Source organism: Ochrobactrum sp. EDr1-4 (assembly GCF_049199085.1).
Classification (GTDB): domain Bacteria; phylum Pseudomonadota; class Alphaproteobacteria; order Rhizobiales; family Rhizobiaceae; genus Brucella.
Genome location: NZ_JBLZOF010000002.1, coordinates 549,173 through 561,868, shown reverse-complemented (window position 1 = coordinate 561,868; position 12,696 = coordinate 549,173). Strand labels below are relative to the sequence as shown.

The following is a 12,696-nucleotide window of genomic DNA, read 5'->3' as shown; positions in this document are numbered from 1 at the left end:
AAGAAGGCAGAAGGGCGCTCTTGCTTCTCTGTCTTCCTTTATTGAAATTCAGGACATTCTGGGAGGAACCATGTCCGAACAACGTATTGCAGCCGATTTCATCGCTGAGCATAATTCAGGCTTTGAGAATGCACAGAAGAGTGACTATCAGGCTCTTGGCGAACAGCTTGCCCGTCGTGGCATCGAAATTGAAAAAATCACTGATAAGGTTGGCAAATATTTTGTCGCTGTCCCCTCTTGGGGAACAGGGACTGGCGGCACACGTTTTGGCCGTTTCCCCGGTCGCGGTGAGCCGCGCGGAATTTTTGACAAACTCGACGATTGTTCGGTCATCAACGAATTGTCACGCGCGACGCCGAACGTTTCGCTGCATATTCCGTGGGATAAGACTGATCCGAAAAAACTGAAAGCCCATGCGGAAGCACTCGGGCTTGGTTTTGACGCGATGAATTCCAACACGTTCTCGGATTCGGCTGATCAGCAGCATTCCTATAAATATGGCTCGCTTACGCATGTCGATCCGGCCGTGCGCGCTCAGGCTATTGAACATAATATTGAGTGCATCAAGATCGGAAATGCCATCGGTTCGAAGGCATTGACCGTCTGGCTTGGCGATGGTTCAAACTTCCCGGGTCAGCAGAATTTCACCCGCGCATTCGAGCGTTATCTGCATTCGATGGGTGAAATTTATAAAGCGCTTCCGGATGACTGGCGGCTGTTCTCTGAACACAAAATGTATGAGCCAGCCTTTTATTCTTCAGTCGTGCAGGACTGGGGCACGAATTACCTTATAGCCTCGACCCTTGGTCCAAAGGCGCAATGTCTGGTCGATCTTGGCCACCATGCACCAAACACCAATATTGAAATGATCGTGGCGCGGTTGATCCAGTTCGGAAAGCTCGGTGGCTTCCATTTCAATGACAGCAAATATGGTGACGACGATCTCGATGCGGGATCAATCGATCCATACCGCCTGTTCCTCGTTTTCAATGAGCTTGTCGACGCCGATTATCGCGGTGTAAAGGATTTCCATCCTGAGCACATGATTGATCAGTCACATAATGTGACCGACCCGATTGAAAGCCTGATTTCATCTGCCAATGAAATCCGTCGTGCTTATGCGCAGGCTTTGTTGGTGGATCGGGAAGCGCTGGAAACCTATCAGCAGGAAAACGATGCCCTGATGGCATCTGATACGTTGAAGCGCGCTTATCGTACCGACGTCGAGCCAATTCTGGCAGAAGCACGTCGACGTACCGGCGGAGCAATCGAGCCGAATGCGGCTTATCGGGCCAGCGGCTATCGCGAGAAGGTTGCGAAAGAACGCCCTGAAAGCAGAAGTGACAGTGGTGCCTTTAATTAGAAAAGGCATCTGGGGATAAAATTACCGCTGCTGATATCAGGGTCATACTGTCGATGTTGTATGGGCTCTCAGCAGCGGATTTGTTAGCAATATTATAGTGTTTTTTTCTAAGAATAGATCTATGATCGAGATGCTTAGATCTTAATGTATTTACTTAAGCCATTCACTCAGCTCGATTTCAGCGCGTTCCAGTGCGCTATAATTCAAAAGCTTTCGTAACAGTGCGACAGTTACTGCGCGCGAGCGTAAGTTGAAACGCCCTTCATCAGGCTCGCCTTTTTCCTGATAGACACCAAGCTTTTCGTAAAGCTGTTGTAAGCGGTTTTGAACGCTTCGGAGCGACAGATTACGGCGACGCGCAATAACGCGATCGGTCAGGCCAAGTGCTATATCGATCAGAATTTCATATTCGCTTTCGCTAAAACCGCTGGTATGGCCAAGGCTTTTTTGTTGGAGTCCACGAACTTCACGATCAATTACGCATTGGGCCTCTACAAAAATGCTGCGAAGTGCCAAACGCAGTTTGTCGTCGGATGCCGATTTTAGCACATAACCATAGGCCGCACCTTCCGGTACAATGCGCGAAACACCACGCACATAGGCTTCATCGGCATAATTCGACCAGAATAAAATGCGCGTTTCCGGATTTTCCTTCCAGATGGTGCGAGCAGCTTCAATGCCGTTGCGCCCACTCATCTGCAAGTCCATCACAATATGCGCTGCACGATGCATGCGAGCGAGCTTTTCACCCGTCGAGCCATTATCCGCTTCCAGCACATCACTGCATTCGGGCAGCGCCGCGCGGATCGCTTCGCCCAAATAGGTGCGATGCAACGGATCATCTTCTACGATCAAAACCTGCATCTTACTCTCCACTTGTCGCGCACATTTCCGGGGGCAGATGAATTGTCACGCATGTGCCGCTGCCCTCCGCATTTTTTCTGATGGCAAAGCTCGCTGAAATGAGCCGCGCCCTTGTTCGCATATTATCGATACCATGTCCGATACGCTGCGCCTGACGATCCATACCGATACCGTCATCCATGACTTCAACGAGAAGTCGCCCACCCTTATCACGCAGTCGAACACGGATTTCTCCAGCTAGGGCATGGCGGATCGCGTTGTTAATTGCTTCCTGCACAATGCGGAAAAGCGAGGTCGCAACGCTCTCCTCAAGCCGGTCGGTCATACCATCGCTCTCATCTTCTAGAAACCACTCAATGGCGACCGCACTTTCGCGGATCGAGCGATCAAGATGGTTTTCCGTTGCCTGCGCAAAACCGAAAAGCTGGAGCACTGATGGCTTTGCCTCTTCGATGATCTGGCGAAGGTCTTGCATACAATGCTGCAAACCTCGAAAAAGTGGTTCAAGCTGCTCGCCGGAAAGATCTGGCGCGCGCGTCAGCCGCTCAACATGCCTAGCCAGACGCGTGAGATCAGCCAATGTCTGATCATGCAAGTCCATGCCGATACGATGACGCTCGGTCTCCAAAGCTTCCGTGAGTTTAAGCGCACCAAAACGCAAACCCTCTTCGCGGGCCCGTGCTTCTGTCTCTACAATTGCAGAGCGTTTGGCCTGTTCTGCGGCGCGGATTGCGAAGAAATACGGTGCCAGAAGATCAGCAATTGATTGCGCATTTTCCACGTCACGCATCGAGTAACTGCCGGTTTGTAGACTGGAGCAACTCAATGCGCCGATAATATTACCTTGCGCTTTCAGTGGCACATGAAGACGCCCTTTAAGATCATGCTCGATAATTGGGGTTGAGAATGCTCCCTCAAAATGAAAGCGCGGATCAGTGCGGGCATCATCGGTTAGCAGGTACTCAGCCTCGCCAGATAAAACCGTGCGGATAGGGCTTCCAGAGAGAAGGGCGGGTGGATTACGACTCCACGCCGTTGCAATCCCACTTTCATAGGCGATATGAAACTTGCCATCCACCATCTTGATACAGACATCAAGATGATCGTAGGGCAAGATATGGTTAATCTCAGCAGCAACGGCCTGAATGATGGAATCGAAATCGAGTTGTCCCGCCAGCAATCTGGAAATATTCAGATAGCGGTCGAGCAAGCGTGCAGGTGCTAGTTCCAGCAAGCGACTCTCCTCCCAAAGACAGGTTGCTTAGCTTGTTATATTACGCAGCTTATCTACCGGCGCGTCTTGCGGGTTCCCGCAATTTTGCTGCGTAAACTCGCAGCACAGTTGCTTCGATCAGCCTTCACAGCGCAACAGTTTTATTACATCCTCGCTTGACCAGAAAATTGCTCGCAAGACAACAGGAAATGTCGCGGGCGTGCTGGTGCCGTTGAGGAGCGGCGGTGCGGGAGGTTTCGCGCCACATTCAAATTCAAACGATCCGAAGGGCATAACGCTCTGCGGCGCGGATATTTGCAACTGGGAGGAATAAAATGCAGCTTGGGAAAATTCTTTTGGCATCCGCCGCACTAGCCACTTTGATGGCAAGCGGTAGCGCATTTGCCGACACATCGTCGAAAAAGATCGCCTTCTCCAACAATTATGCTGGCAACTCATGGCGTCAGGCCATGCTTCAGAGCTGGGACAAAGTGACGAAGGAAGCCGTCAGCGCAGGCGCAGTTTCTGCAGCCGACGCTTTCACGACCGCTGAAAATCAAGCCACAGAACAGGCTGCGCAAATCCAGAACATGATTTTGCAGGGCTATGACGCGATTGTCGTGAACGCCGCTTCACCAACTGCATTGAATGGCGCAATCAAAGAAGCCTGCGATGCCGGTATTACCGTTGTTTCGTTCGACGGCATTGTCACCGAGCCTTGTGCATGGCGCATTGCGGTTGACTTTAAGGCCATGGGCGAAGGTCAGGTGGATTATCTCGCAAAGCGTCTGCCTGAAGGCGGAAATCTTCTCGAAATTCGCGGGCTGGCTGGCGTTTCAGTCGATGATCAGATGCATGCTGGTATCGAAGAAGGCGTGAAGAAGCATCCGAACTTCAAGATCGTCGGCTCGGTCCATGGCGATTGGGCTGCAGATGTTGCACAGCGCGCAGTCGCAGGTGTTCTGCCAAGTCTGCCGAAGATCGATGCTGTCGTAACGCAGGGCGGCGACGGTTATGGTGCTGCACAGGCCTTTGCCGCTGCAAAGCGCGAAACGCCGATTATCATTATGGGCAACCGTGAAGACGAACTGCAGTGGTGGAAGCAGCAGAAAGATGCGAACGGCTACGAAACCATGTCGGTGTCGATCGCGCCAGGCGTTTCAACACTCGCCTTCTGGGTCGCACAGCAGATTCTCGACGGCAAGGAAGTCAAGAAAGACCTCGTCGTTCCGTTCCTGAGCGTCAGCCAGGAATCGCTCGATAAGGATCTCGGTAATACCCAGAAGGGTGGCGTTGCGAATGTCGAATATTCGCTGGAAGACGCACAGAAGGTCATCGCAGAAGCGAAGTAAACCTTTTCTCCCAGGGGGTGGGCATTTCCTGTGTCCGCCCCTCCCTTATCTCCAATACAGTTCGGATGCATGTCTCATTCAATCGACAAAGGCGAGGTCGTCGCCGCACGCAATATTCGCGTGCAGTTCGGTGCGGTTAAGGCACTGGATGGCGCTGAACTTGTGATCCATGAAGGCGAATGTGTCGGGCTTGTCGGCCATAATGGCGCTGGCAAATCCACCATCGTCAACGTCATCAATGGCGGCCTTACCCCGCATGAAGGCAGCCTCTCCTATCACGGTGAGGCGGGTCATGGCGTGGCAACTGCCCGCAAGCACGGCATTCGCTGCGTCTTTCAGGAGCTGTCGCTCTTCCCCAATCTGACAATTGCTGAAAATGTCCGCATCATGCAGCGCGACCTCACGGGCGCGAACTGGCGCGGTAAGGCTGTCGATCTTATCGCAACAAAGCTCAGTGAGATTTTCCCCGGTCACAAGATCGATTGCGCGGCAACCGTAGACGAGTTGTCCATTGCCGAGCGGCAGATGGTCGAAATCGCCATCAACTTCACCGCCCCCGGCACACCGCCAAAGCTGGTCATTCTCGATGAACCGACCTCATCGCTCGATGCGGGCATTGCTGCACAGCTGATGGCCTATGTCCGTCGCTTTGTGGGCACAGGCGGTTCGGTGATCCTCATTTCGCATATGCTTGGTGAGATCCTCTCAACATCCGACCGCATTGTCGTCATGAAAGACGGTAAGGTCGTCGCCAACCGGGCAGCAAGTGAATTCACCAACCGCAGCCTTGTCGAAGCTATGGGTAGCGTCGAACGTGAAAAAGCGGCACGCCGCGCGGCAAAAGCCGACACGACGGGCACAGCTGTTCTCTCTGCAAAAAAGCGCCCCCATGACAGCAAGCCGTTTCAGGCTTTCAAGGGCGAAGTTATCGGCCTCGCTGGACTTGCCGGTCATGGCCAGACCAAGATGCTGCTTGATCTTTATTATGCAGGTCGGCCAAATTGGTTGCCTGCGCGCAATTGCGAAATCGCCTTCGTAGCGGGTGATCGTAGCCTGAACGGCACGTTTCCGCTCTGGAGCATCTTGCACAATCTTACCATTGGTTCGCTTGATCGCCTCTCATCGCTGAAGCTTGTCGATCAATCACGCGAAGATCAACTCGGCGGGCAATGGAAAGACAAAATCCAGATCCGAACACCGGATATGGGCAATCGCATTCTTTCGCTTTCCGGCGGCAATCAGCAGAAAGTGCTTTTTGCCCGCGCGCTTGCCACCACTGCCAACGCCATTCTGATGGACGATCCCATGCGCGGAGTGGATGTTGGTACCAAGCAGGAAGTCTATGAAATCCTGCGCCATGAAGCAGAAAATGGCCGTACCTTTGTCTGGTATTCCACCGAAATGGACGAGATCGAACTATGTGATCGTGTCTATGTCTTCCGCGACGGTGCAATCGTGACAGAATTGGTCGGCGACGAAATCGCGGAAAAGAACGTGCTTGCTGCATCCTTTGAGGGAGGACACGAATAATGCGTCTCTCCGCTTCATCTCTCCGCCTGCTTACGCCGGTTTTCTCGCTCGCTTTGCTGCTGGCCGCTGTTTTCTACATGCAGCCGCGCGCCATGAGCTATACCGGCCTTAACCTGCTGTTCAATCTCGCAGTACCGATTGCACTCGCAACAATCGCGCAGATGCTCATCATGGCGGTCAATGACCTTGATCTATCGATGGGAACCTTCGTGAGCTTCGTAGTCTGTGTAGCTGCGACCTATCTCAATACTGATCCCGTCATCGGCGTTCTGATCCTTGCGGCGGCAATTGCAGCCTATGCAGCACTTGGCGCGATCATCCACCTGCGCAATCTCCCATCCATTGTTGTGACACTCGGAATGTCGTTCGTCTGGGGCGGGCTTGCCGTTCTACTTTTGCCGTCACCCGGCGGTCAGGCGCCTGACTGGGCGCGCTGGATTATGACGACAAAGCCGCCATTTGTGCCGATGGCGATTGTTGCAAGCATCTTGATTGCAGTTGTCACGCATTTCATCGTCATGCGCACCACTTTCGGTGTGCTGATGCGCGGCGCAGGCGGAAATACCCGATCCATCGAACGCGCAGGCTGGTCTGTCACCGCAATTCGTGCCGGAACCTATGCACTTGCAGCCTTCTTTGCAGTGCTTGCAGGTATCGCGCTTGTTGGTCTCACTACCTCGGCAGATGCTAATATCGCGCTGCGCTATACGCTGCTCTCCATTGCTGGCGTCATTCTGGGCGGTGGTGAATTTGTTGGTGGCCGTATTTCGCCAATCGGCGCGGTTATCGGCGCGCTGACACTCACCCTCGCGGGTTCATTCCTCTCATTCATGCGCATTTCTCCAGACTGGCAGATCGGTGCGCAGGGCGGAATCCTCATTCTGGTGCTGGCACTCCGCCTCTTCCTCAACCGTCTCGACCGCAAGGGGAAAAAGCAATGAGCGCTGTCTCCGTTCTCACAACTCGCCCATGGATATGGTCGTTTATCGCGACTATTGCGGTCTGGATCATCACCGTAGCATTTACCGGTGGCGCGGGTGCCGCAGGGCTTTCTCATGCGGCTTTCACCTTCGCATCGTTTTCGGTGATTGTCGGCCTCGGGCAGATGTTCGTCATCACGCTCGGACCCGGTAATATCGACCTCTCGGTTCCGGCCACCATGACCCTTGCGGCGACATTGGCTCTAAAGCTGATGGACTCGCAGGACAGCATGGTGCTGGCAGGCCTCGCTGTTGCGCTCCTGATCGGCCTTGGCATTGGCATTTGCAATTATGCACTGATCAAGTTGCTGCGTATCCCGCCAATTATCGCGACTCTTTCGATGAGCTTTCTTATCCAGTCGACTGCCATCTGGAGCAATCGCGGCCTGCGCGTAAAGCCGCCTGAAGTTTTGGCACAGTTCACCACCTCCTCTGTCTTTGGCATTCCCAATGTTGCAATCGTTGCACTGTTGTTGTCGGTCATTGGCTGGGTACTTCTGAAGAAAAGCATTTATGGCCGTTGGATTTCAGCCATCGGGCAAAACCCGTTTGCGGCGCGCATGGCAGGTGTTCCGGTTGATGGCACACGCTTCGTCACCTATCTGATCTGCGCAGTTTTAGCGTCGCTCTGTGGCTTCCTACTTGCCTGTTTTTCAGGCGGCGCAGCACTTAACATGGGCACGGAATATCTCCTGATGTCGATTGCCGTTGTCATCATTGGCGGCACTGCGGTTGCGGGTGGCGATTCCAACATTCCCGGCATTTGGGGTGCCGCACTTTTCATGTTCCTTATAGTCTCGATGCTCAACACCTATGGCTTCGGTGCCGGTGTTCGTCTGGTACTGACGGGGCTCACCATTATTGCGGTGATTTTCCTTGCCAGTAGCCGCAGACCTGAGCGCTAAACAGCATTCCCGGAGTATTTTTCTTGTCTCAGAATAATTCAATTTACGAAGTTCACGATGAGCGCTTTAAACACTTGATCGTATCAAGCGCCGATCTTGATGAACTTTACAGCGATTGTCGCTGGGCCGAAGGTCCGGCTTGGTTCGGTGATTTAAACTGCCTGCTTTGGAGTGACATTCCCAACCAGCGTATTTTGCGCTGGGTTCCAGATGGCGGGGTCTCGACCTTTCGCCAGCCATCGAATTTTGCCAATGGCAATACGCGCGACCGTGAAGGACGACTGGTCTCCTGTGAGCATGGCGGACGTCGTGTCACCCGTACCGAACTCGACGGCAGCATCACCGTGCTTGCTGACAACTATCAGGGCAAAAGGCTCAACGCACCCAATGACGTTATCGTGCGCTCTGACGGGTCCGTCTGGTTTACCGACCCGACCTACGGTATTATGGGTGATTATGAAGGCTATAAAGCGGAGCCTGAACAGCCGACCCGGAATGTCTATCGACTTGATCCTAAAAGCGGCGAGCTTAATGCCGTCATCACAGACTTTGTGCAGCCAAATGGTCTTGCCTTTTCGCCTGATGAAACAAAGCTTTTTGTTGCCGACAGCGCCTATAGCCACGACGAAAAAGCACCGCGTCATATCCGCGTTTTCGATATCGTTGATAACGGCGGGGGCGTCACGGGCGGTAAGATTTTCTGCACGATTGATAACGGTCTGCCAGATGGCTTTCGCTTCGATACAGACGGCAACCTTTGGACGAGTGCGGGCGACGGCGTACATTGCTTTTCGCCTGGAGGCCAGCTTCTCGGCAAGATCAATACGCCACAGACCGTCGCAAATGTCACTTTTGGCGGGCCACGTCGCAACCGGCTTTTCATCACTGCAACAAAATCGCTTTATGCAGTTTATTTGACCGTCACCGGAGCACAATATCCGTAAGTTTGGTGTTTTTTATTTCGCCTCCAAGTTATTTTTTAACTTGGTAGCGAGTGATGATTTGCTGATAGGTTTTCGTAAAATATCGATGGCACGGAAACGCTCTGGAATGGCTGAATCGTCACTGTAGCCTGTCATAAATATAAATGGGATTTTGTGTTCAGAAAGAATATCTGCGACTGCCTCAGATGTTTTGGATCCAAGATTGAAGTCTAATATAGCAATGTCTGGCTGAAATGATTTTAGAGTTGAGATGGCATCGTTTGTATCGCTTGCAAGTTGTATATTCTTCGCACCCATTTCCCGCAGGGTATCCTCGACGTCCATCGCGATAAGACTCTGGTCTTCCACGACAAGAACCGAAATTCCATCAAGTTGTGGCTGATTGAACGCGTTTTGTGAAATGGGTGCAAGCGTACTAAGTTCCCCTAATACAACATGGGATGCGGGAATTTGAAATGTTGCGCATAAGCCACTATCGTGATGTTCGATATGAACCTTTCCACGAAGGTCATATTCAAAGGAACTTTTGATCAGCTTTGTACCAAAGCCGGTTTGTGTTGGGCGAACAACAACTGGACCACCTATTTCCTTCCAGTTGATCAGGCAGTCTCCAGTTTCGGTCAGCTCCCATCTGATACATAATTGACCCTGATCTGTTGAAAGCGCGCCGTATTTTGCGGCATTGGTCATCATTTCATGCATTACCAACGACAGGACGCTATAGGCGCGCTGGTCGAGGATGAGGGGAGCGCCATCGAGAACTATCCTATCGGGTGTTTCATTGTCCCTAAATAGATCAGCTTCGCTCTCGACTAATGTTTTAATAAAGCCGCTCTTGGAACCATCTAATGACTGGTCATGCGCTGAGGAAAGCGCGCGAAGTCGTCCTTCCAACGTTTGCGCATATTCGTCAACATTTCTGGCACCCATCCCGGTTTGCTTGGCGATAGACTTAACGAGGGACAATATGTTTTTAACCCGGTGGTTGAGTTCGGCATTTAAAATACGCCGGCGTTGTTCCGTGCGAACACGTTCTTTCTCTGATATCTCGTTCTGGCGAAGAATAACGTCTCGCAGATATGTTGCTATGGCACGGGCGACAGAAATATCTGTTGCTGTCCAAGGCATTGATCTACCTTTCACATCCTCTCGCCACGTATCAAAACTACCGCGTGGCGTCAGACGCTCTCCAAAAGGCGTATTTAAAACCTGTTTTACAGGTTCTCCCGCCCATTCGATTTGATGGGCCTCTTCATTTCTAAATAGAATAAGATACTCACCAAATGTGACGGACAGAGGGATTGCTATCAATCCAGCTACATTGGAGTCTATATCTGGAAGGAAGGACTTTATCTCAGACGTGGACCATATGTCATTTGATGATTGTTGTTTTATATTGTTCAGCAATTGACGCGTCGGTTCTTCATCCAAAGCATCCCCTGTCTGAAACCATTGGTCATTCATCCATAAAGCCGCTCCGTGGCTTGCAACTAATTTTGCAAACTCCGGTAACTGGCTAATTAGGTCATCACGCATTGAGCTGTTAATGCCTAGCCTCGATACGATGGAGTCGAGCTTCGACCGCGTATCGGCAGTCGCTTGCAAGGTTGCCCGACGCTCGCAAGCAGCAATGTGAAGTGAAAAATACTGTCCAAAGAGTTCTGCGCCAATGCGAAGCGGTAATGGCGTGATTTTTGGTGTATCATGATGACACGCAATCAAACCCCATAGTTCGCCGTTCACAATTACTGATATGGATAGTGATGCCGCGACACCCATATTGTTCAGATACTCACAATGAATAGGCGAAACGCTTCTTAATTGTGCGAAAGACATATCTACAGGTTTTTCATCCGGCAACAGTGCAGGACTTAATCCAACGGGTGAGGATGTCGTGTCCGCGATCATCCGGATCGTGTTGCTTATATATAGCTTGCGGGCCTGAACTGGAATGTCGCTTGCCGGGAAGTGCTGTCCCATAAAGCTATTCAGGGTAGATATCTTTGCTTCCGCAATGACCCGTCCTGCGCCATTGTGAAGAAAACGGTAGATCATAACACGATCGTAACCAAGCATTGCGCGAACAAGTCGTGCCGCAGCCGTGGCTGCTCGATCTACATTTTCTTCCAGCCCCAATCTGTGAATAACGGAGCGTGTGAGATCAAGCGCTTGTCGCGCTGTTTGTCCTCTATCTGGTGAGGGTTCGAATTCGACAAAAATATTCCCGTCGTGCGAATGGACGACGGCGTCAAAAAGGGGGGCTCTGCCGGGAAAGCGTAAGCCAATAATGATGGAAGAAAGACCGGGTTCTCTTGATTTGGCAACGGCATTGCGAAAATCATGCGCATTCTTATCACCAGCGATCTGAGAAATGTCAGTTCCAGGGGTCAGGGTGCCGGTATAACCTGTTAACGTTGAGAAGTTAGCTGACGCATATCGTAATCGTTGAGTTACAGGGTCAATGACGAGCATCGCGCCGTGTGCCTGTATGGAACCAGGAATATGAATAGGTTCGCGATCGCAGTTCGTGAGGTTAACAGACTCCGGTATATACATTAGAAGCGGCGCACTTTCTCACATGAACGAATTAAACAGGTGTTTTAAGGACGGGAACTTTTATGCGCCTAATGCTTTCTTGAATTAGGAGCATTTTTGCAATGAGCTTTTTTATGTGTTCCTTCAGGGGGCGAGCAAAAATAAAGTCCCTATTAATTGCCGAAGTTATGTCAAAAAGTAACATAACACCTCTTTCGCGTCTGTCCACTTATGGACATTTTGCAGGGAAATAAAAGAATGTTTTCAATGAGTACGCAACTGATTAGCGAAACCTCAGATAATCTGTTGTTATTGATGCTTAGTGAGGATGACCGAAAAAGGTTGGCTCCGCACACAATGGCTTTCGAAATGGATGCCCTCACAATTTTACACAAAGCAGGTGACGATGTTTTAAATACGTGGTTCCCCTGCGGCTCGGCGATGGCAAGTTTTCAGCGCTGGGTTGATGATGACAATAGTGCAGTGGAAGTGGCGTTAATTGGCCGGGAAGGTGCTATCGGTGGAATTGTATCGAATGGCAGTCTCCCAGCTTATGCGACCGCAATTGTACGCAATCCGGGCAGATTTCTTCGTATTAAAACAGCTGCTCTAGAACAGGTGAAGGCTGAATCTGTGGCGCTGAGGCATTGGTTTTCACGGTATTCTGACTGCCTTATGGCACAGGTATTTCAAACCGCCGCCTGCAATGCAACGCACACGATTACGCAACGTACCGCAAAATGGTTGCTAGCCGCCTCGGCTCGTACCAACTCAGATAGTTTTGAACTTACCCATGATCAGCTATCTGAAATGCTTGGTGTGGGACGAACCTTTGTGACGCGCACTCTAGGTCAACTCAGATCAGAAGAAATAATCGAAACGCGTCGAGGGAGTGTCGTTATTCGCGATAAAGCGGCCCTTAGTAAAAAATCTTGTAGCTGCACAATGGCAATAGAAAATCATTATGATGCCGTCATGCATGGGATTTATTAAGGGAATTGCGATGGGGT

The 12,696-nt window shown here is 51.3% G+C and carries 10 protein-coding genes; 7 read left to right on the top strand and 3 right to left on the bottom strand.

Annotated elements, in window-relative coordinates; all coding sequences use genetic code 11:
- The first annotated feature begins 70 nt into the window (after positions 1 to 70).
- Positions 71 to 1,363, top strand: coding sequence for an L-rhamnose catabolism isomerase (rhaI, locus tag ACOZHT_RS09075; protein WP_339510195.1), 1,293 nt, complete (start codon positions 71 to 73; stop codon positions 1,361 to 1,363).
- Positions 1,364 to 1,513: 150 nt separating this feature from the next.
- Here the strand turns inward: rhaI and ACOZHT_RS09070 are convergent, their stop codons facing one another.
- Positions 1,514 to 2,227, bottom strand: a complete 714-nt coding sequence (locus ACOZHT_RS09070) for a response regulator transcription factor (protein WP_339510193.1) — start codon at positions 2,225 to 2,227, stop codon at positions 1,514 to 1,516.
- A 1-nt stretch (position 2,228) separates the two neighbouring features.
- The gene (locus ACOZHT_RS09065) at positions 2,229 to 3,461 is read right to left on the bottom strand and encodes a sensor histidine kinase (protein WP_339510191.1); all 1,233 of its coding nucleotides are present in this window, start codon (positions 3,459 to 3,461) and stop codon (positions 2,229 to 2,231) included.
- Positions 3,462 to 3,775: 314 nt separating this feature from the next.
- Here ACOZHT_RS09065 and ACOZHT_RS09060 point away from each other — a divergent pair, with 314 nt between their 5' ends.
- The 5 genes from ACOZHT_RS09060 (at position 3,776) to ACOZHT_RS09040 (ending at position 9,151) form a co-directional block, all read left to right on the top strand.
- Positions 3,776 to 4,792 carry an ABC transporter substrate-binding protein gene (locus ACOZHT_RS09060; RefSeq protein ID WP_339510189.1) on the top strand — a complete coding sequence of 339 codons (1,017 nt, stop codon included), beginning with the start codon at positions 3,776 to 3,778 and terminating at the stop codon, positions 4,790 to 4,792.
- 69 nt (positions 4,793 to 4,861) lie between these two features.
- Positions 4,862 to 6,322 (top strand): sugar ABC transporter ATP-binding protein, encoded by a 1,461-nt coding sequence (locus ACOZHT_RS09055; RefSeq protein WP_339510188.1) that lies wholly within the window; start codon positions 4,862 to 4,864, stop codon positions 6,320 to 6,322.
- Entirely contained in the window at positions 6,322 to 7,263 is a 942-nt protein-coding gene (locus ACOZHT_RS09050; protein WP_250044175.1) for an ABC transporter permease, read from the top strand. The genes ACOZHT_RS09055 and ACOZHT_RS09050 overlap by 1 nt, the downstream gene beginning before the upstream one ends.
- A complete protein-coding gene (locus ACOZHT_RS09045; RefSeq protein WP_339510186.1) occupies positions 7,260 to 8,207 on the top strand; it encodes an ABC transporter permease in 948 nt (315 codons plus the stop codon). Before ACOZHT_RS09050 ends, ACOZHT_RS09045 begins: the two co-directional genes overlap by 4 nt.
- Before the next feature lie 23 nt (positions 8,208 to 8,230).
- Entirely contained in the window at positions 8,231 to 9,151 is a 921-nt protein-coding gene (locus tag ACOZHT_RS09040) for an SMP-30/gluconolactonase/LRE family protein (RefSeq protein WP_339510184.1), read from the top strand.
- A gap of 12 nt (positions 9,152 to 9,163) precedes the next feature.
- Here the strand turns inward: ACOZHT_RS09040 and ACOZHT_RS09035 are convergent, their stop codons facing one another.
- Complete coding sequence (locus ACOZHT_RS09035; RefSeq protein ID WP_339510182.1) at positions 9,164 to 11,707, bottom strand: HWE histidine kinase domain-containing protein; 2,544 nt, start codon at positions 11,705 to 11,707, stop codon at positions 9,164 to 9,166.
- Between the two features lie 246 nt (positions 11,708 to 11,953).
- Here ACOZHT_RS09035 and ACOZHT_RS09030 point away from each other — a divergent pair, with 246 nt between their 5' ends.
- Positions 11,954 to 12,679, top strand: coding sequence for a Crp/Fnr family transcriptional regulator (locus ACOZHT_RS09030; protein WP_339510180.1), 726 nt, complete (start codon positions 11,954 to 11,956; stop codon positions 12,677 to 12,679).
- The last annotated feature ends 17 nt before the right edge of the window (positions 12,680 to 12,696 follow it).